The following is a 22,435-nucleotide window of genomic DNA, read 5'->3' as shown; positions in this document are numbered from 1 at the left end:
TGCTTTGGAATCATTCAATTCCTGTATAACTTGAGTGCAGATGACGTGAGTTAGGTTGTTTAGGGGAATATTTTGCTTATACTCTGAAGTTTGGCTATTTATTTGCATTTTGCATTTTTATATATAATGTGGTAATAAATCAGTATGTTTGCGCTTTCAGTTGTATTTTTGCTAAAGCCACTGCTTGCTGGGTGCTTGTAAATTTTATTTTATCTGTAAATTCTCACCAAAACGCTTTAAATTAAGAGTTCAGATCGCTAATCTCTAAACCCGGTAATTCTGACTTAGAAAGCTTATAATTACAAATATTTATCTAGAACCACTCACAAAGTCCAGATACAGTGCTTGTTATTAGTAAATGCACTAAATTCTCACCTGTCACTAGAAAATTTCTCTAACTCAAAGGCTAAGTAAGTGCGTAAGAATAAATTGAACTATATTACACAAGGCAGTTAATTAAAATCATCCGTAGAAAGGGATTAACTTTATACAATAGGGTTTCAGCCATTACTGTAAACCTTTAATGATTCACACCCACTTAACTTAATACCTGATTTTTGACTATTACCAGTACCTTCATTTCAGCATTGAGCAGAGGTTGATGATGATTTTTATATTTGGTACAGGTTACATCTACAAAACTTGGTTGATTTTTGCTTGGCAATTACTAAGTAAATTGTCAAGAATTCTTGCTCATTGAGTATAATATCAGTACTATTAAGCTCTGGCAAAACGTTCCTAACGATCCCATCATGCAAACATTGCAGTATTGTGTAGGATAGAAAAAGGCATTTAGCATTTTTTCAAGACTTCAACTTTACTCATCACATTATCTTAAAAATAAGATTTTTGATTCATGACTTTTTCTTCGTACTCAATCATATTTTTATCGATCCAGTTTATAGATTATTCTCATTTTATGAGAATCCACTGAGCAAAAAAAAAATATTACCAAATCTTCATTTGGTTTACTCATATATAAAATTATTGTAAAGCTATAATATTATTTTCTTGAAGAATTATACAAGTTTCATTAACCTTCATATCTCTAGTCAGAAGTACAGTCTATATCGATAAAGCAACTTCACTTTTAGGGATTCAAAAGCTTAACAATATTGAGAATTTACAGTAGCGATAGGTTAAGATAGATACTTAAAATAAAGCAAAAAAGGGGACATTTGGAAGTGAGCAAGGAAAAGACAAAGAGAATATTCTGATAGTACTAGTGCTTAAGCAAGTACACTTAAGATATTCTGGAAATAGCTACTACTGGCAAATACACCTAAAATCTATAGATAAATCCAGGTTTAATAACAATATTCGATATGTAAAGTTTTGTAACAATAGTCAAATTTTTAATGCATTTTGTTATATATTACGTGTGTAAGTTTTGCTAATCAGTAATTATGCGTAAAAAAACAGAAAACTTCTAAGCACAGCTAAATTAGTCTAGCTAAATATGCTACAGTAGTTTCCGAAAGAACATAGTTTTATCATAGAAGCATAACTCTTGCGATCAATTAAAACTGAAGTAATCTCAGTTCAAGTATTACGCAATTCAAAAAATACTAACAAAATCCTAATATTTTCACTGCAATTACTTGATTATTAATCAAGGTCAATAATTTCTTTCAAACATAACTTAACCCGCCAAAAAACTTGTTTTTGGTATTTAAATCTTAAAGCCTTCAGACTAAACCTGATTCTAAACCTACAACCAAATCTGAATATTTGCCTAGTAACCGTACTCAATCCAACCCTGTGAAGATGCTTTTGAGCAATAACTTAAAAGTTGCTCAAAATAAATAGTAAACTGACCACCAAATCCAAGCTTGTTTGAAAAAAATTGAGAGGACCTACTTGTTTTGTATCAGTTTCTATCAGATTTTAACTACACTAAACGTTCCTAATTATGAGTAATCAAAGCATTACAACAAGTAAATTCAGTGAAGTGCCTTTGGATTTACGTGCATCTTCATTTGTCACTGTACGCAAGGGATCGTGGTGGTTGAGATTAACAACATTATTTTTAGTAGACTATACCCTCTTATCCCTAGCTTGGTTTTTAGCCGGATACCAATCTTCTTATGGAAGTTTTACTTGGTATATACCTAGTCATTATTTACCCATTTTAATAACTATTGGGATTCAAATAGGATCGTTAGCTCTCCAAGGTATTTATCGTGAAGGGCAAAAACGCTATGACTATTTGAATATAATTAAATCTCTAACTTTTGCTCATGGATTAATAGTACTTGTTTGTTCTTTGTATAAACCAGTTGTTGATATTACACACCCAAGATTAATACTACTATCTTGGCTACTAAGTATATTATTTATTTGCACTGGTAGATATGCTGTAAATATTACTCTTGAATATTTGCGAAAGCAGAAAAAAATAGTTCGTTCTTCTGTCTTCATTATTTGCGATCCTCAAGATCATGAACAAATTTCTAGCTTTATAAAAAAAGAAAAACATTACATTATCTCTGGAACAGCTCATGCTAGTTCATTAGACAGATATCAACGTCAACAAACATTGAGTAAACTTAATCAATTGGGTGTAACAGAGGTTTTTATATCTTGGGATGCTCTAAAAAACAGAATGTTTTTATGCTGGTTATTTCAAGCATCTGGTATCCAAGTACATATTTTACCGATGGAATTAAAACCAATTTATAAAAACGTAGAATTTAACAAAATAGGTGGAATGCCTTGCCTGAGTTTAGATTGTCCGATAATTACAGGTAAAGATTTTTGGATAAAGCGTAGTTGTGATTTTTGTTTCGCAACTTTATTTGTAATGTTATCATTCCCTATTTATATAGCTATAGCTGTAGCTATAAAACTGGACTCTCCCGGCACGGTATTTTACAGGCAAACCCGCATAGGTTTACATGGACAGCAATTTAAAGTATGGAAATTCAGAACGATGAGGTCTGATGCAGAAAAATTACAGAAAGAATTAGAGGCTTTAAATGAAACGAAAGATGGGATTATCTTTAAGATTAAAGACGATCCTCGCATTACCCGTGTTGGAAAATTTCTTCGGCGTTACAGCTTAGATGAATTACCTCAACTTTTTAACGTTATCTTTGGAGAAATGAGCATAGTAGGACCTCGTCCTTTACCTACCAGAGATGTAGATAAATTTTCTGAACATCATTTTATTAGACATGAAGTTTTACCTGGTATTACAGGTCTTTGGCAAGTTTCAGGCCGTTCGGATATTGTAGATTTTGAACAAGTAATAAATCTTGATCTTAACTACATTGAAAATTGGTCACTTAGTTTAGACTTTGAAATTCTGCTCAAAACAGTTATGGTAGTTTTGAAAAAAGAAGGTGCATACTAAGGTGAATGCTAGCAAACCAAGGAATCAGTTAAGAAGGCAATTTCAGTTCTTTGACTTATTCTATAGTGAAAACCAAAATTACTACGATTGAATGAGCAAAATTTTCATTTCTTAGAAGTCCAAAAGTTTATTTAAGAAAGGGTTGACAGACTTTTAGATAGATTTAAATATTAAAAGACTTGGATATAGCTTTCATAACTTTAGTAATTTGAGACTCCGTAGTTTATTATGCTGGTATTGTAGTATTGATTATCCATAAAAGTAACGCAATAATTGCAATTTCTTTATCAAGGCTACTAAATTTCTAAAACGATCCATTTTTGTTTGAACCTTATGGAAAGTGAGATTTAGACCCTTATTTTACTTTACTTACACATAAACCTATTAAACTGAAAGAGTTAATTATGGAACCAAGAGGAATTGAACTGATCACTCGCTATAAACGCAACTACCGCATCCCTGCTGAAGCAGAAATCACGGAACAAATGATACTTGAACACTGGGAATTAGAAAGAAAATTGACAAAAGACCTTTTAGAATCGAACTCACAAAATCGATGGGAAGTGTTTGAGCAAGCCTATACTATTCTTTATAATAAATTACAATGGCAAAACTCTTTTTTACCAGATACAAAACCAAGTCTGGATAAATATAAAACTTGGCTAGAAGCGATCGGATCTCCACCTAAAAAAATTTACGAAGTTGGTTCTGGTAAGGGAGAAATGATAGAACATTTGGCTAAATGTGGATTTGAATGCAAAGCTACAGAAATTACAAGGGAACGTGGTTCTAAATATATAACTGATTCGTCAATTAATTTGTCTTGGGGTAATTCTGATGGTGTAAACTTAGACAATTTTGAACAAAAGGAGTTTTATGATTTAGTAGTATCTAATCAAGTTATTGAACACTTCCATCCAGACGATTTAACTACACACTTTCAAAGTGCTTATAAAATTCTTGTCCCGCATGGAAATACATATTTACTACACCTCATTGTCATACAGGTCCTCACGATGTATCGTCGGTTTTTGGATATGATAATCCTCATGGTATGCATCTTAAAGAGTATACATATCGAGAATTACATGATTCTTTAAAGATAGCTGGATACAAATATGTTTATTGTGCTATACCAGCTAATTTGAGAAAATTATTGTCTGTACTAGGCTTAAAGAAAGAAGAGCAAATAATAGCAATTAGTATTTTCTACTTGAATTTTATGTTTATTGTAGAAAATATTATTTTCATAATTCCCACTAAAAAAGTGCGTCGTTCTTTTAGTAAGTTGCTGAGAAAAGTTTATTTGTTTGCGGACAATATTTTTTTAGTCGCCCAAAAATAGAATCTTACAAACCCATCTTATAGCGTTTACCAACGTGGTGAGGTAAGTTTTGAAAACTACTCATTTTTCTAAAAAAGATTTGGGTTTACATAAGTTGTTTGAAAAACGCTGTATAGCGATTCTCTTTTAGATGCAATATACTTTGACCTGTCTCCTTTTAGGCTATCGTACATGCACAAGTTGAGTTGGGATCAAGTGGACGGAAAAGAACGGAAAATTGTGTTTAAAATCCTTTATTTTCCATTATATATCTATCAATAATCTGACACTATTGATAATCAGCCTGATATATTCAAAAGCTTGCCTAGAAAGGTTTGTATTTTACCAGGCAACGATTTTAGGACTTGCATATACAACAAAGCCCCTTTTAGGAAAGAGACTTTGAATCTTACTCACCTTCCCTTATAGGCTGTTCATTAGTCACATCTTTAGCTTAAATCTGGAACGCTTGTTTTATAAGTACTTTGAACACTGAGGTGTAAGAGGATGTTTCAAAATGGTCGTTTGACCTCATCGTTAGCACAGCGAAGTATCTCAGTATAGGGCTAGAACCTTGATTTATCGTTGCAGTTAAGCCCATCAGAAGGGCTAGATTATACCTTCCCGGACTTTTCAAACACCCTCTAAGGCATACTTGCTTGACAAATTAGCTTTTTATACTGTCTCTGAAATTAGGTTTTATTGAGGATTAACAACGAACAAATAAGGCTTAGAAAAACGTGAGTGAGTAAATACTCTTAAACTTAAAAATGTTAAGTAAAGATGCCGTTATATTTATTAATTTTAATTAAACTACAATTTGCAAAGAATGGGACAACGAAAATTACTAACAAATTCTCTGTCATTGTTAGTGAATCGGTTAGTGCAAAGTATTACAAGTTTTGTGCTAGTGGCATCTATCGCTCGTACTTTAGGTCCATATGACTTAGGGCGATATCTACTAGCATTTAGCTACTACTATATCTTTATGGTCATTGGTTCGCAGGGTCTAAAAACCTTGTTTACGCGAGAACTATCTCGCAATCCACAAGAAATGCCTGCTTACCTGGTGAGTGGTACTTTTTTGCAAATTCTTTTAAGCATTATTGCTTATTTAGTACAGGTCGTTGTCGTGTTTGTACTCCCCTATAGTTCGGACACCTCAACTACTTGCTACATAATGGGATTAACAATCATTCCGTTTTCGCTTTCCAACATCACAGAGGCAATTTTTCAGGCTCAAGAGAGGATGAATTTAATTTCCATCTCTACAGTTCCAGTCTATATTCTACGTTTACTAGTAATGCTCTGGTTTTTGCATCTTAATTATGGAATAAATTATTTAGCAGGAATTTTAGCAATTTCCGAAACCCTAGTTTTAGTAATTGAATGGATTCTAATTACAAAAATGGTTACGCCAAAATGGGAAATTAAGCAAGATTTTGTATGGCACTTATTCAAGTCTGCTTGGACATTTATGCTTATTGATGCAGTAGGTATACTTAGTAGTAGAATGGCTATTTTAATTATCTCGCTCTTAGGAAGTGAGTTGATGGTTGGTCTCTATGGCGTGATTGGACAATTAATGCTACCTTTTTCCTTAGTTACAGATAGTGTAGGTATGGCTGCTTTTCCTGCAATGACAAAGGCAGTAGCTCTAGGAAAGGAGAAATCACGTTCAATTACCGAAAACATTATTGAAATGCTTTTGTGTATCGCATTACCAATTATTGTTGTAATATTTTTTCTGGGAAATGATTTAATAACATTTGTTTATAAAAATCCTCATTTTAGTCAGGTAAACTTAGTACTTAAGGTAAGTTGTTTATCACTCATTACATACCCATTTGTACGGACATTTGTCTATCTGCTTTTAGCCAATGGTTTTGAGAAATTTAACTTAATTGAGGTTATTGCTACCAATGTAGTAGGATTATCATCAGGCGTAATATTGATTTCACAGTATAAGCTAATGGGTGCAGCATTTATGCAATTAGCAATGGGTTTTACTGGTTTTAGCTTACTCACATACGCTGTGTACAGTCAGTTATTTTCGTTACGTCTATGGCGGATAATACCTCGTCCACTTCTAATTAGCATTGGGATGATATTGGTGTTTTTAATCCTACAGGAATTTCAACTAGACTTTATATTGATTTTGCTTATTTCAACTTGCTCATACGCTTTTTTTGCTGCTTGCTTGGCAATGCATAAATTCGGGGGTGTCCGTTCTATATGGTTAAAACTATTTAGTAAGACTTAATAAGTTCATATAAAAAATACAAAAACTAAAATGTCTCAGGTTGATAAAAGCTGCGTTATGAAATAAATATTAATCTGATGAAAACTTGTTTATGATTAAGGTTGCTCTAATACATTTTTGCTTTGAAGACTATACTATCGAATTAGCAAATAATCTGGTTAAATATGTTGATTTAACGCTAATTCATCCAGAAAAAATCTCAGATGTCTGTAGTAATGTTCTTGATTCTAATATTCGCGTCATTAGCTTTCAAAAACCACGGATTCGCGACCCACGTAACCTATTGTCTATGCAGACTGTGATGCGTATCATCAAAGACATACAGCCAGATGTTTTACATGTCCAAGAAACTAACGATCCTTGGTACGATTTGACTTTGTTGCTGAACAAGATGCCACCATTGGTTACAACTATCCATGACATATTTCGTCACCCAGGGGATACTATCACTCCCTTTGGTTCTGAGTATACTAGACGTATTAGTTTTTACCGTTCCCAGCAATTGATTGTCCATACTAATCAACTCAAAAAGGTTTTAATTGAACAATTTCGTATACCTGAAGGGCGAGTCAATGTTTTACCTCATGGGGAACTTGGTACTTTATATCAGCGTCGGCGTAGTCAACATATTCCAGTCCGTGAGCCTTATACCTTGCTATTTTTTGGACGCATCTTGCCCTATAAGGGATTGAGATATTTGCTTGAGGCTATACCCTTAATTGCTGAATGCATACCTGAAGTTAAACTGATTATTGCTGGAAGGGGAGAAAACGTAAAGCAGTATTTTTCTAATGGTTATGATGAAAAACGCTACGAGATTATTAATGACTTTATTCCTCTTGAAGAAGTAGGTAATCTATTTCAACGCAGCATAGCAACAGTTCTACCATATATCGAAGCCTCTCAAAGTGGTGTAGCAGCCTTATCTTATGGAATGGGAACACTTGTTGTAGCTTCTGAAGTAGGGGGATTGAGTGAAATAGTTCAGCATCAAAAAGATGGATTGCTAGTTCCACCCCGTGATGTTCGAGCCTTAGCTGATGCCATAATTTGTTTGTTAACCGATCGCGACTTGCAACAACGTTTGCAAACTGCGGCAATAGCTCGCTGTCAGCAAGATTTAAATTGGTCAAATATTGCTGCTCAAACAGCCCAAATTTATCAGAAAGAAATGAATATGCAAAATAAACATTAGTTAATTTATGAAAAAACTACTAATTTATGCAGAGTATGTATTCACAGTTGTAGCTTTGTTGATTTATTCAGGGGCAATCTTCACTGTTGTTCTGTCAGGAGGAGCAGGACAGAGTGAATCAGTAGAGTATGATAGCTCCGTGATTCGGGTGATTTTATTTTTAATCTATGCAGTTACCTTCTTACTACTAGTTTTGCGTTGGAAAAAAATTCTTTATTTACTTGTGGTGAGTAAAGACCTTTGGCTTTATTCTTTAATAATATTGGCAGTTATTTCTATTACTTGGTCTTTTGAACCATCAACAACATTAAAAAATAGTTTTACCCTCATTAACTCCAGTTTGTTTGGTCTATATTTTGCTTCGCGATATAGCTTAAAACAGCAATTGTATTTACTTGCTTGGACTTTCGCAATTATTATAGTTTTGAGTTTTGTTTTTGCTATAGCCTTGCCTAAATACGGTATACAGCCAGATGGTGATGGCTCCAAGTGGCGTGGAGTATTTACGCACAAAAACGGTCTGGGAGCCAGAATGGTAATTAGTAGTATGATTTTTTTCATCCTTGGTTATCAAAATCAAAAACGCAATTGGCTTTTCTGGGGGGCATTTTGTTTGTCAATACTACTTTTACTGCTTGCTGGTTCTACGGCATCTGTACTTAATCTATTAATTATAATAGTGGCATTTTTTGCTTTTAAAGTTTGGCGTTGGCCATATAAGATTATGCTACCAACCTTAATAATTATGGCAACTATCAGTCAAATTTTATATTTTTGGTTGTCTAATAACGCTGGTGTTTTTCTAACTTCAATTGGTAAAGATCCAACACTTACGGGGCGAACAGACTTGTGGCCATTAGTAATAGATATGATTTGGAAACATCCTTGGGTTGGTTATGGTTATGGTGGATTCTGGCAAGGATGGAATGGTGAATCTGCTTATATTTGGCTCAATGCTGGATGGACACCGAACCACCCCCACAATGGTTATTTAGCTCTTTGCCTTGATTTGGGTGTTTTAGGGTTAGGTTTATTCTTTATAGGGTTTGCGAGCAGTTATCTGCAAGGATTTGCTTGGATGCGTGGTAGTAAAACAGCATTAGATATTTGGCCACTTCTATTTATGACGTATATGGCTTTAGCTAGTCTTACTGAATCTTGCTTGCTGGAATCTAATAGTTTGAATTGGATGTTATATGTGTCAATTTGTTTATCAGTGAGAATGACATATGGAAGAAAGATTAAATCTTCAAAACCAGTTACAGCATAAAAGTTATGAAATCTTCTCAACCTCTGGTTTTTCTAGTCGGGATCAATACCATAATAAGTTCGCTATAATCTTTTTCTGAGTAGGAGTAATTCATTCTTTTTAAATATTTTAAATTCATAGGATTTTAAAATAACCAGATTTCGATAATATTTTTTATAGAATTGTTTGGAGCATGGAAGAACGTCAAAATGAGCAATTTTAATTCTTTCATTAATACACTAACCAAAGGTTCACAAAATATTGAAAATGTGCAGTCTATGGGTACAGCAAAAAGCCTCAAGATCATCCTGTTAGGCCCTAGTTTACTCCAGCAGGGTGGTATTTCCAATTACGAGAAGCTTTTCTTGGAATATGCTCCTTCTGAAGTCCAAATATGTCATATTGTTACTCACGAGGAAGGAACTACAGCATTCAAAATCATAGTGTTTTTGAATGCTGTATGGAAGTTTTTGTGGATGCTAATAAACGAAGAGGTTGATATTATTCAGCTTGAAATTTCACAGCGTGGAAGTGTTTTACGTCAAGGAATTATGACATTTTTGGCTTGGATATTTCACAAACCGATAATCATACATGCTCATGGGAGTCAATTTCATATTTTCTACGCTGAACTTGCAAAATGGATGCAGTACTTACTAAATTGGGTATTTTGCAAGTGTCAACGTTTAATCGTCTTATCAGAAAGTTGGAAGAACTTCTATATAGAAAACCTTGGTTTAAAACCTGAACAAGTTGTAGTTTTTTATAATCCAGTAAAAGTTCCTGCTGAAGTTCCGCACCGTTCATTATCTAAAAAATTAAACTTACTTTTTTTAGGAAGAATTGGTAAACGGAAAGGAGCATTTGATTTGATCAAAGCCTTTTCTCTTTTGCCTACTGAATATCAAACAACATCAAGTCTGATTATGGCAGGAGATGGAGATATAGAACAAGCGCGCAATTTAGTTACAACTTTAAATCTAGAAGACTACATAACCTTGCCTGGGTGGATAGGGTCAGATAAACGTGATATCCTTCTAACTCAAGCCAATATTTTTGTGTTGCCATCTTACAATGAAGGTCTTCCATTAGCAATGCTGGAAGCAATGGCTTGTGAGTTAGCAGTCATAGTTACACCAGTAGGAGGTATACCTGAAATAGTTACTCATTCGGAAAATGGATTAATTGTTAATCCAGGTGATGTTCAGCAGTTATCAGATGCTATTAAGTCTTTGATTGAAAATGAGACTCTAAGGCTTTCTTTGGGATCTAAAGCAAGAACAAGTGTTTTTGCTCTTGATATCAAAAATCATTGGTTTTCTTTCCTTGATTTATATCATTCAGTCCTAAATTCAGATGCTCAATAACATGAGTGTAAACTAGCCATAAATTGCAAGACTATAAGCTCTGAAAATCAAGATAGATATACAGATTATTTAGACCAATGTTGCCAGGAATGATTAAAACTTACTTCTCCAAAGAAAAAAGTAGATTTTAAAATCAACAATTGTTTTACTAACGTAATAAAGAATTGAGATTACTATGGCATCGCCTAAGAAAGTACTAATTATCGTTGAAAATCTGCCAGTCCCATTTGATCGGCGGGTATGGATGGAAGCAACTACTTTGCAAAAAGCTGGGTATGAAGTTACTGTAATTTCACCCACAGGTAATGGTTTTGACAAAGACTATGAGGTGATTGAGCATATTCATATTTACCGTCATCCTCTACCGCCGGAAGAAAGTTCTGTTATTGGATATCTTCGAGAGTACAGTTGGGCGATTAACTGGCAATTCCGTCTAGCTCAACGGGTATGGCGAGAGCGTGGTTTTGATGTTATCCATATTTGTAATCCACCAGACTTACTTTTCTTAGTAGCAGGATGGTTTAAATTGTTTCATGGCACAGGGGTTATTTTTGATCATCATGACCTCAGCCCGGAAATGTATGAAGCTAAATATCAAAGGCGTGATATTTTTTATCATGGATTACGTTGGGCTGAACGCTTAACCTATGCAACAGCAGACATGGTAATTTCAACGAATGAGTCGCATCGGGAGGTAGCTCTTAAGCGTGGGCAAAAGAAACCAGAGAAGGTCTTTGTCGTTCGTAGTGCGCCTGACCTTTCGCGCTTTCACAGAATGCCTCAGAACCCGAATTACCGTAGAGGAAGAAGCTACTTGATAGGGTATATGGGTGTAATGGGCGAACCAGAAGGAATTGATTATCTATTGAGAATGGTATATTACATTGTCAAGAAAAAAAATCGTTCCGATATTCACTTTATGTTAATTGGTAGCGGCCCTGCTATTGGAAAACTCAAAGCCTTATCTCAAGAGTTAGGAGTAACTGAATTTGTAGAATTTACAGGGTTTAAGCAAGGAGAAGAACTTTTAGAGCGGCTTTCCAGTTGCGACGTTTGTGTAGAACCTTCTCCAACCTCTGCTTATAACGAAAATTGTACTATGAATAAAATCCTCGAATACATGGCGATGGGAAAAGCAATTGTCCAGTTTGATTTGCGAGAGGGAAGACGTTCTGCACAGGAAGCATCTCTTTATGCCAAGCCTAATGATGAGGTGGAATTTGCTGAGAAAATTCTGAAGCTTCTAGATGATCCTGAACTTAGAGAAAAGATAGGAGCCGAAGGACGACGTAGAATGGAGGGGATTCTTGAGTGGCAGTATCAAGCCCCCAAACTATTAGAAGCTTATGATAAAACTTGGCAAAGCTAGTAGCTCAATTTAAATTTCAGAATCACTATACCAAGCGAGTCTGCTCAAAAACACCAAATGACTAAATGTAAAGTCTTTACTTGACAGAGGAGACTTTAGCTAGCATGAGTGATTTTACAAAGGTTATGAACAATGTATGTTAGTATTTAATGAAAAAATTCAAGTCTTTGACAATCCAGAAATAAATTTTAATAAATGGTTAATGGCGCAAAATTAATTATTAACTTAACCTCCTGTTCCTAAAGGGTCAAATTATGCTATTGTAATGTACTTTAGAAAACCTTGAGTTAACCTTAAATCCCAAATTTAACGAAGCTTCTACTCACCAGTGGAGTATACGATATTGTGGCACATTTATGTCTAAATAGAGAGTAGATTTTTAACTTTGTAACTTAATATAGTTTATAATATTGTCAAATCATATCAGTCTTAATCAATTGCACTGTTTTAGGATTGCTCTAAGTCAATTTTTAGTTTCTTGCTTAAGACCTGTACTTTGGAAGATATATGTCAGAAAAATCTATGGAATCTAGAGAATCTATTGATTTAGACCTTAATCGTTACTTACTGATATTGAAACGGTGGTGGCTGCCTGCTGTCAGTATATTTGTGGCTACAGTTGTACTGAGTGCTATAGCTACAAAATTTATGAAGCCATCTTATGAAGCAGAAGGAAAACTTTTATTCAGAGTTCCTTCTTTTAAGGTAGCAGGAAGTAATCTTTCCCCCGGTTCCTCTGAAGGAGGAGACTCAGGAGATTTGAAAGCTTTGGTCGCAACTCAAAATCCTGTAAGCACTCAGATAGAAGTTATTACTTCTCCTAGCTTATTGCAGAGGACAATAGACAAACTAAAACTCAAAGACAACGAAGGTGAACCTTTGGAGGTAGAAAAGCTACAGAAGAAACTGACCCTGAAAGTTATTGGTGGTACAGATGTATTGCGAATTACCTATAGCAGCCCTGACCCCGAAGAAGCTGCGGCAGTAGTCAACACAGTTATGAGTTTGTATTTAGAAAATGATATTCTGACAAACCGCTCTGAGGCAGCAGCAACTCGTCAATTTATGGCCAAGCAGCTTCCAAAAACTCAAGCTGCTGTTAATAATGCGGAAGTAGCACTACGTATATTTAAACAAAAGCATCAGATTGCAGATTTATCGGAGGAGACAAAGTCAGCCGTTGCAACTATTGGAAATTTAGACAATGACATGAATACTGTCAAGGCTCAACTGGATGAGGTAAATGCCCAGACCAATGAACTGCGCCAGAAAGTTGAGCTAAACTCTCAGGAAGCGATCGCTGTCAGTACTCTCAGTCAATCCCCTGCTGTACAGGGAGTTCTGTCGCAACTTCAAGACACCGAGCGACAGTTAGCCGTTGAGCACAGCCGATTCCTGGATGACAACCCCGTAATTATTAATCTAGAAGCAAAAAAAGCTAGTTTAGAATCTCTCTTGCAACAGAAAATTAGTCAGACTGTTGGCAATAAGACACAAGTTCCCCAGAGCCTATTGCAGATTGGACAACTCAGACAAAGCTTAATACAAAATTTTCTGCAATCAGAAATACAGCGCTTTGGCTTAACTAAAAGACTCTCATCTCTGTATAACTCACGTTCCAGCTATGAGCAACGAGTGAAAATTATACCCCAGTTGGCACAAAATGAGAGGGAGTTAGAACGAAAAGTTGAAGTTGCAGAATCCACATATCAAACTCTTTTGAAAAAGGTTCAAGAACTACAGTTAGTTGAGAATACAAATACAGCCAGTTCGCGGATTATTGCTCAGGCTTTAGTACCTAAACAACCAGTATTACTCAAAAAAACTATTGTATTGGTGCTAGGAGTGATGTTCGGTTTATTTTTCGCCACTACAACTGTCCTATTTCTAGGTATGAGAGATAGATCTCTACAAACACTTAAAGAAGTTAGAGATGTATTTGGATATACTTTGCTGGGAATTGTTCCTTTGTCTGTTAAAAAAGCTCGTTCTCGTTATTTAAACGCGGGATCAACAACTCAAACAATTGCTGTCAGAGATACGCCTCACTCTTTGACGAGTGAAATGTACCGGATGATTCAAGCCAATCTGAAATTCCTGAGTTCAGATAAAGGGCTCAAAACTATTGTGGTAACTAGCGCAGTTCCTAAAGAAGGCAAGTCAACAGTTTCAGCGAATTTAGCGGCGGCGATCGCTGAATTAGGACGTCAGGTTTTACTAATTGATGCAGATATGAGAGTTCCTTCTCAGCATCATCTTTGGCAACTAAGCAATTCAGTTGGTTTAAGTGAGGTTCTTATAGATCAGGCTGAATTTGAGATTGCTGTATCTAAAGTAATGGATAACCTTGATGTTTTAACTGCTGGAGCCAGACCTCCCAGCCCACTTGCTTTGCTTGACTCACAACGGATGGCATCACTAATTGAAAATTTCTCATCTCAATATAACTATGATTTTGTAATTATTGATGCTCCTCCCCTACTTTTGGCAGCCGATGCTTTGACTTTAAGCCAGATGACCGATGGAATTTTGTTAGTAGCTCGACCTGGGGTAATTGATTCTAACAGTGCAGTTGCCGCTCAAGAAATGCTACAGAGATCCAGTCACAACGTCTTAGGTTTAGTTGTGAATGGTATCATTGATAAAAATGAATCTAATAGTTATTTCAACCACGCTAAAGAATACTTTACTGATAAAGATTTGACAAAAGAGATAAAGCGACAAAAACGGATTCCAGACAAAAGCTCTGTATAAATTTGGATTTTGTATTATTAAGAGAACTGAATACCATAATTGGTATATAGGAATCATATTTGATTTCTGAAAAGACTCAGTAGCCACAAAATAAATAATAAGCCTACGTAGGCTTATTATTTATTTAACTGTAGACTTCAGTCTTACAAAACTGTGGGCAGATAGTAGAAGATGATATTAGGATTATTGGTACTCGTATGCCCCAATATCATATCTACCACCAGCAGGACGAGTTTTACCTAAGTAATCGGTTTTCAAATCCTTCCAATAGTAACCACTATTGATCGCTGGACTGCCTGGTTTGATTCTGAAGTCAGGAATTGAGGTATTCACAAATAGTGGATCTCCAATAATATCGTGAGGTCCCATTGCCGCAATTACTGCACCCTTGGGGTAAAGATTGTAGTCATAGGTTACGTTGACATTTTTGGTATTGCTATTAGCATTTTGACCAGAGTAAGCATAGATAATGTTATTGAAAATCTTGACATCAGATGAATAACCTGCATATAACTGTCCTTTTTTAAGCTCTGGGGTTTGCCCATTCCCATAAACAGTATTGTTGACAATATCCACATGCTCACTGTCATGAGCATGAATACCCGAACCCCCATTCCAGTAACTGATATTGTTTGCAATTAAAGTCCGTCCTTGATATGCACCATTTGGGCCCTTTTTTGAACTATCGATAATAATGCCATTACCATCTGTAATTTTTCCTACGGCAATCCAAGGTATGTACATACGATTGCGGTAGACTTTGTTGTTGGTAATAAACATTTTGTATCCCCGATTGTTGTCAGAATTCCAACTGCTCAAGAACCCAATGCCACTGCAACCATAAACGCTATACCAGGCATTATCGAACACAATGTTATTATCTATTGTCACATAATCAGCCTGCGCTCCTCCGATACCTCCTCCTCCACAGCCATGCACTTTGTTGTTCAGAATACGGATGTGATGAACATAAGCATTGCTTCCACCAATGCTTATGCACGATCCGTTTGTAAGAGGATTTGATCCGTTGGTCTTCTGACTTAATGCATAAGCGAGGGTGATATTGGCATTATTCCCTACGACCTCTAGCCCTTGAACTTGGATATATGAGGCTCCATTTGAGAACGCGATACCATGCCATGTGTTGTGTTGAATTTTTGGGAAATGACCAGGATATGCTTTATACGTAATCCATGCTGTTGAATTTCCAGGGCGTTTAATATTGACTACGGTTCCAGCTCCGGGTGCATTTGTGTACACTCCGTTCATAATCAAGACTGTATCGCCAGGGTTAGTCAGATCTGCCGCCCTTTGAATTGTCCTAAATGCGGATGAGGTAGAGAGTCCGCTATTTTTGTCGTTTCCGTTACCACTAACATAGTACGTCGTCGCAGTTGGTATAGCACTAATCAGCTTGCGTTTAGGTAGTGGTATTTCTTGAACAGTCGACGACTGACGAGCATCTTTAAATACAGACTGTGTTATTCTCTCTCCTCCAACCAGACCTGTTAATGCCCAGGGGAGTACAAGAGATGCACTCAAACCGAGAAAACCTAAACCATGAATCATCATAGGGAAAAAATAGGGTATGTTGCAAAAACTGAATCGTCAACGGTCAGTAACTCTAGCCTTAGTCAGTCACTCAGTATTGGATACGGTCGTGTAACTGCCATTTGTAAGTTTATACACGGTTTCTCAGGTTTATACCTGAGAGTTTCCACGTAAATATGGCTGCAATGCCTTTCTGTCTTGTGTTCCAAAAAATGGTAAATATCTGGTAAAAGTACTGAATAAAAATGCTCAGTATCCAGAGTTACTCGATTAATGGACATAAAGTAACCGTACAAATGGCGTCACTTCCAATTCGAAATCATTCTACTGTGTATATGCAGTATCTGTGGTTAAGATAGTATATCTGTCATCAATTAGTTAATTTACTTAAATAATTCTTATGATAATGATAATCATAAGTAGCTGCAACACTTAATATAAGACTACACACTTTAAATTATTCTCATTATCATCATAAATAAAAATAACTCAAACGAAGTTTTCCAAAGCCTATCAATAGCAAATTAAGAATTTTCAGTAATAACTTCAGGTTTCAGAATTTGGTAATAAGTAATATTGATTAATATTTTTATAAAGCTAGTATAAAAAGTCTTAAATGAACCTACGGAAAAATATTTAGATTTAAAGTACGTAGTTATAAGCTTTTCAGATTTTTTATCTCTTAATAAATGATTAAGTAGGGCTATATTAACTTTTGACTATTAAACTTCAACTCATAGACAGTTTAATTTTGGGGACTGATGGGGTTAACCAGCGTCCCCAAGTTACATTTATATAAACTATTTGAACAAGTTGAAAAGGCTAAAGATAACACCTAGAGGTCCAGTTATAGTACCTGTGGTATCACCAATCCTAGCTAAACTAGATCGATTGACTACCACAACATCATTATTACGGAGTATCGGATTAGTTTGCTCATTAATCCCAGCAGAGAAATCAATTTTGACTATACGTTTGGTGACAGAACCGTTAGGGTTGAGGCGAATCAAATCAACGGCACTGCTGCTAGCCCTGGCATCATTAAATCCGCCAGCAGCAAGTATAGCTTGATTTAAAGAACTATTGGGTTGAACCTGTGTTAACCCTGGTTTTTTAACTTCACCGACCACACCCACTTGAATGTATGTAGGAGACAAAGTAGTGGTAGCTAATTGAGTAGCTTCCGCAGGGTTAATTTCAGTTGCCGTCGGAATAACAATCGTATCTCCGTCTTGCACGATGATGTCTTGATTAGCATCACCACTCTGCAATAATTGCCAAAGATTAATATCTATAGTTTGTTCTGAGCCAGTTCTTGTAGGTCGGCGTAGCTTGAGATTACGAACATCGGCCTGTGCTGTAATTCCCCCGGCTAGTTGAATTACCCGTGTAACATTTGGTAGTCCGGTGGGACTAGCAGAGCCACTGTTTGTGGTTGCACCCCCTTGAGCATCTGTGTTACCAGGAGTGACAAGATAGGAACCGGGACGGTTAACTTCACCAATAATTGTTACCGTGCGGGGTGTGGTTTGGCTGGCGGCAAAGTTCGCTGCAAATATATTTCGGGATTCTGCTACGTTGAAGTTGGTTGCAGTTGGCACAACGATAGTGTCTCCATCGCGCAAGGTAATATCCTGTGATAATTTACCTGTTTGGATGAGTTCTTTTAAATTGACTGTGACAGTTTGCTCTGAAGAACGTCCTACTTTACGCCGTAATTGAACTTGAGTGACATCTGCCGCCAAGGTTACACCCTGCGCTGTTGTTAATGCGGCTAATACAGTAGGATATTGTACACCAGGATTGTTCCCTGCGCCTCCACTCAAACTTAGAGTATAAGCTCCTGGACGTGTCACCTCTCCAGCCACGAAAATATTGATGGGACGAGGCGATAACAAATTGACTGAGATTAAGGGACGTTTGAGAAAGCGAGCATATCTTCTAGCAATTTCGTCGGCAGCTTGTTCAGTTGTTAACCCAAGGACTGAAATACTGCCAATTAAAGGTAGGTTGATGGCTCCACCTGGGGGGATTTGATATTCACCTGTATATTCAGGTACTTCAAATACATTTACACGGATAAGATCGCCGCCTCCTAATGAATAATTAGTATCTAATTGTGTTTGTGTGCTTGGTGATTGTGTAGTTGGTGGTAATGGTTGTCCCTGAGCTAGACTCGCAAATGGCACAGCGACATTGACAGCACTTAACAAAGCCGCACCCACAACTGGCTGAGTTATAAATTTAAACAAACTTGTGTTAAGCATATTCACCTGAGATTCTGAAACTACAATCAATAAAGTACTGTCTAAACATTTTTATTTTGACTATACCTAAGTATTCAAGTTCCCCGACACTCTTATTTTCCTCGAAAAGTGTAATTTTCCGGAGGAAATTTGTTTATTGAATTTGAATTTTTAGTGAAGTTAATTTAAAGTTAAGCAAACTTGAATATAGGAACGATCAAAAAATATACGACTTACGTAGATAAACGAAGTTTATAAAAAATTATCTGTTATGTAAAGATGTACTTACGAACAACGCATTTCGACCAAAGTGAATTAAATGACACCTAAACTGTGATTCTAAATATGCTATTAGCAGTAATTTTTGCAAAAATTATTAACTCCATTATTGACTAACTACAAATAACCTTAAAAAGAGGTCGGAATTTAGTATTTTGTGAGTTGGCTTGAGCAAAGACAAACTCAAAAAGAGGGAAAATTGAGGTTATTCTGCAATAAGATACCACGTATATATGTTGCTAAAACAAATCTATATTGAGTATTTGACAACAAGATTAATTAAGTGAGTTCTTTTTTCTTTGGATTTGTTGAATAAAAAACTCTTCCAGGGAGTAACGCGACAAGTTCATGGCAATAATTTTACCCTCCATGAGACGAAGACTAGCAAGAAAATCATAATAATCGTCTTGTAGTGTACCTTGCCAGGAACCATCAGGTTCAAATTTGAGAGTGGGTATCCATTTTTTGAGAATTTCCCAGTCACCTCCTTGACCTTTTACGTGATATGTGTTTTCAACACCTAAAAGTTCATTGAGGGAACCAGAGCAAATTAATTCACCTTGAGCAAGGATGGCAATGCGATCGCAAATCTGTTCTACTTCACTAAGAACGTGGCTATTGAAAAAAATCGTCTTTCCAGCAGCTTTGAGCGCCAGAATAATTTCCCGCATTTGGTAACGTCCCACCGGATCAAGACCAGACATGGGTTCATCAAGAAAAACCAAATCTGGCTCGTTAATTAGCGCCTGTGCCATCCCGACACGCTGTAGCATTCCTTTTGAGTAGCGGCGTAAAATTTTTTTACGGGCATCGGCTTGGGATAAACCTACTAATTCCAGCAGTTGGGGAATACGTTGGCGTTGGACACTTTGGGGAATTTTGAATAGTCCAGCAGCTAGCTGCAAAAATTCCCAGCCAGTGAGATAGTCATATAAATAGGGATTTTCTGGCAGATAGCCGATATGTTGCTTAACACTGCGATCGCCTATAGGTTTATCCAATAATAATCCCCGCCCCGAAGTGGGATGAATAATTCCCAGCAACAATTTTAAAAGGGTGGTTTTACCAGCACCGTTTGGCCCCAGCAACCCAAAGGTTTCGCCTTTATAAACCGTTAAAGAACAATTTTTGAGAGATACAACTTTTTGATTTAGCCAAAAACCAGTGCGATAGACTTTTCGCAACTCAGAAGTTAGGACTACTGGTGGAGTGTCTATCGTATTAAGTTGAGAATCAGGGTCATCTGCAACAGACTTCATCTCGGTTCAACCACTAATTACCAGCTTGGTATTAATTACAAGTTACCTAGTAGGCTGATAATAACCATCACCGAGCGGTGTGTCAATTGTTGAGGATTGGGGATTGGGGATTGGGGATTGGGGGAATAACTCATACCCCATTTGACTCGTTTCATAGAACGCCTTTAGAACTGGGAATTACACCAGCACGACGAGAGTCAATTTCCACCGCTAGCCGTGTTGCTCTTGCAAAGGCTTTAAATGTCGCCTCTATGATGTGATGGGAATTAATGCCATCCAGTTGCCGAATGTGGAGTGTCATTTGGCTATGGTTCACGATCGCCACAAAGAATTCACGTACGAGTTGGGTGTCATAAGTTCCTACACGCTGGGTAGGAATTTGCAAGCCGTAGCTGAGGTGAGGCCGTCCAGAAAAGTCTAGCGCTACCTGAACTAAGGCTTCATCCAATGGTGCAAGAAAATTACCAAAGCGGACAATACCTTTTCTGTCGCCTAGTGCTTGGTTGAAAGCTTGGCCCAAGGTAATGCCTACATCTTCATTGGTGTGATGGTCATCAATCTCTAAGTCTCCCTTGGCTTGGACATCTATATCAATTAGCCCGTGGGAGGCAATTTGATGCAACATGTGATCCAAAAACGGAATGCCTGTTGCTACTGTGCAAGTTCCTTTACCATCGAGGTTGATGGTAACTTGCACATCAGTTTCACCAGTAGTACGATGAACAGTGGCAATCCGAGGGGTTTGAGTTAAGCGATCGTAGTTTGAATTAATTTGGCTGATTTGCATAGGGAATGGAAAGAGTTAAAAGTTATGAGTTATGAGTTATGAGTTATGAGTTAAAAATTTTTAACTCTTAACTCCTAACTCCTAACTTTATCGCGTCACATTCCCATAATTTCATATCCTGAATCTACATATAGAACTTGTCCGGTAATACCACTGGACAAATCACTACACAAGAAAGCGGCAGCGTTGCCTACTTCTAGCTGAGTGACGGTACGACGCAGGGGAGCTACTTCTTCTACATGATGAATCATATCCAAAATCCCGCCTACTGCTGAAGATGCTAAGGTGCGGATGGGGCCTGCGGAGATGGCATTGACGCGGATATTTTGCGGCCCTAGTTCAGCAGCTAGGTAACGCACACTCATTTCTAATCCCGCCTTGGCAACTCCCATAACGTTGTAGTTAGGGATTGCTCTAACACCACCTAAATATGTCAAGGTGACGATGCTACCTCCCTCTGTCATCAAAGGTTTAGCTGCACCACTTAACTGCACCAGTGAGTAGGTACTGATTTCTAAGGCGGTGTTGAAGCCAGAACGAGAGGTTTGGCTAAAATCTCCACTCAAATCGTCTTTGCTGGCAAAAGCCAAACAATGGATGAGGATGTCTAACTTCCCCCATTGCTCACGAATTGTCTCAAAGGTAGATTGAATCTGTTCCTCATCTTGGACATTACAGGGAAGAAATAAGCTTGGGTTGAGAGGTTCTACCAACTCCGCGACTTTTTTCTCCATTTTGCCGCGTTCATCCGGCAGGTAGGTAATACCGAGGTTTGCTCCGGCTTTATGCAGCTGTTGGGCGATGCCCCAGGCGATCGAGCGGTTATTGGCAATACCTGTAACAAGAGCATTTTTTCCAGTCAGATTCAGCATAGAAATTGTTAATGCGATCGATCATTAGGAGCATACTAGAATCTGAGGGCAGTTTGTCTTTGTTTTATACAGGATTTGCAAAAATGAATATTGATAAGGGTGTTTGCTGTGACAAAAATCTTGATTTTTCCTAAAGATTTTATCAAGATATCTTTATTTGTTCTTTAAAAAACCCTTTTTAATACGGCTATTGGAACTACTTATCAACAATTAGTAGCTGAAAGGATCAACAATTATGTATCATTATAAACAAAGAGTTATGAAGTGATTTGTTTGAGTATAGGAAAGTACAGAAAGGTTGACGGTGCTTTATTCATTTTTCAGGTGTATTCTTAGGTAATCAGTTTTTGTTTTTCCGGCATTGGGTAGGGGAAGGGAGATGATCGTGACACAAGATAAAGCCCTAGCAAATGTATTTCGTCAGATGGCGACCGGGGCGTTTCCGCCAGTTGTGGAAACGTTTGAACGCAATAAAACGATCTTTTTTCCTGGCGATCCTGCCGAACGAGTTTATTTTCTTTTGAAAGGTGCTGTTAAACTTTCTAGGGTGTACGAGGCAGGAGAG

The 22,435-nt window shown here is 36.9% G+C and carries 14 protein-coding genes; 9 read left to right on the top strand and 5 right to left on the bottom strand.

Annotation, left to right across the window (positions count from 1 at the left end):
• Window positions 1-1,912: 1,912 nt before the first annotated feature.
• The 8 genes from GTQ43_RS00070 (at window position 1,913) to GTQ43_RS00035 (ending at window position 14,876) form a co-directional block, all read left to right on the top strand.
• A complete protein-coding gene (locus GTQ43_RS00070) occupies window positions 1,913-3,355 on the top strand; it encodes a sugar transferase (protein ID WP_265269591.1) in 1,443 nt (480 codons plus the stop codon).
• Between the two features lie 404 nt (window positions 3,356-3,759).
• Window positions 3,760-4,455 (top strand): class I SAM-dependent methyltransferase, encoded by a 696-nt coding sequence (locus GTQ43_RS00065; protein WP_265269589.1) that lies wholly within the window; start codon window positions 3,760-3,762, stop codon window positions 4,453-4,455.
• Window positions 4,456-5,508: 1,053 nt separating this feature from the next.
• Window positions 5,509-6,942, top strand: a complete 1,434-nt coding sequence (locus GTQ43_RS00060) for an oligosaccharide flippase family protein (protein WP_265269587.1) — start codon at window positions 5,509-5,511, stop codon at window positions 6,940-6,942.
• Window positions 6,943-7,033: 91 nt separating this feature from the next.
• Window positions 7,034-8,137: a glycosyltransferase family 4 protein gene (locus GTQ43_RS00055; RefSeq protein ID WP_265269586.1), complete on the top strand. Its 1,104-nt coding sequence runs from the start codon at window positions 7,034-7,036 to the stop codon at window positions 8,135-8,137.
• A gap of 7 nt (window positions 8,138-8,144) precedes the next feature.
• Entirely contained in the window at window positions 8,145-9,407 is a 1,263-nt protein-coding gene (locus GTQ43_RS00050; RefSeq protein WP_265269584.1) for an O-antigen ligase family protein, read from the top strand.
• 188 nt (window positions 9,408-9,595) lie between these two features.
• The gene (locus GTQ43_RS00045) at window positions 9,596-10,753 is read left to right on the top strand and encodes a glycosyltransferase family 4 protein (protein ID WP_265269583.1); all 1,158 of its coding nucleotides are present in this window, start codon (window positions 9,596-9,598) and stop codon (window positions 10,751-10,753) included.
• A 175-nt stretch (window positions 10,754-10,928) separates the two neighbouring features.
• The gene (locus GTQ43_RS00040; protein ID WP_265269581.1) at window positions 10,929-12,122 is read left to right on the top strand and encodes a glycosyltransferase family 4 protein; all 1,194 of its coding nucleotides are present in this window, start codon (window positions 10,929-10,931) and stop codon (window positions 12,120-12,122) included.
• A 507-nt stretch (window positions 12,123-12,629) separates the two neighbouring features.
• A complete protein-coding gene (locus GTQ43_RS00035) occupies window positions 12,630-14,876 on the top strand; it encodes a GumC family protein (RefSeq protein ID WP_265269579.1) in 2,247 nt (748 codons plus the stop codon).
• A 183-nt stretch (window positions 14,877-15,059) separates the two neighbouring features.
• Here GTQ43_RS00035 and GTQ43_RS00030 read toward each other — a convergent pair whose 3' ends face one another.
• The 5 genes from GTQ43_RS00030 to fabI all read right to left on the bottom strand — a co-directional run bounded on the left by GTQ43_RS00030 (window position 15,060) and on the right by fabI (window position 21,870).
• A complete protein-coding gene (locus GTQ43_RS00030) occupies window positions 15,060-16,145 on the bottom strand; it encodes a choice-of-anchor Q domain-containing protein (protein WP_265269577.1) in 1,086 nt (361 codons plus the stop codon).
• A 1,082-nt stretch (window positions 16,146-17,227) separates the two neighbouring features.
• A complete protein-coding gene (locus GTQ43_RS00025) occupies window positions 17,228-18,694 on the bottom strand; it encodes an SLBB domain-containing protein (RefSeq protein ID WP_265269576.1) in 1,467 nt (488 codons plus the stop codon).
• Between the two features lie 533 nt (window positions 18,695-19,227).
• On the bottom strand, window positions 19,228-20,211 hold the full coding sequence (locus GTQ43_RS00020; RefSeq protein WP_265269574.1) for an ABC transporter ATP-binding protein: 984 nt from the start codon (window positions 20,209-20,211) through the stop codon (window positions 19,228-19,230).
• 151 nt (window positions 20,212-20,362) lie between these two features.
• Window positions 20,363-20,998: an imidazoleglycerol-phosphate dehydratase HisB gene (gene hisB, locus GTQ43_RS00015; protein WP_265269573.1), complete on the bottom strand. Its 636-nt coding sequence runs from the start codon at window positions 20,996-20,998 to the stop codon at window positions 20,363-20,365.
• Window positions 20,999-21,093: 95 nt separating this feature from the next.
• On the bottom strand, window positions 21,094-21,870 hold the full coding sequence (gene fabI / locus GTQ43_RS00010; RefSeq protein WP_265269571.1) for an enoyl-ACP reductase FabI: 777 nt from the start codon (window positions 21,868-21,870) through the stop codon (window positions 21,094-21,096).
• Between the two features lie 379 nt (window positions 21,871-22,249).
• Here fabI and GTQ43_RS00005 point away from each other — a divergent pair.
• On the top strand, window positions 22,250-22,435 hold a 186-nt coding region (locus GTQ43_RS00005), incomplete at its 3' end, for a cyclic nucleotide-binding domain-containing protein (RefSeq protein ID WP_265269570.1).

The sequence above is a fragment of the Nostoc sp. KVJ3 genome, from assembly GCF_026127265.1.
Classification (GTDB): Bacteria; Cyanobacteriota; Cyanobacteriia; order Cyanobacteriales; family Nostocaceae; genus Nostoc.
This window is presented reverse-complemented; position numbering and strand designations above follow the sequence as displayed.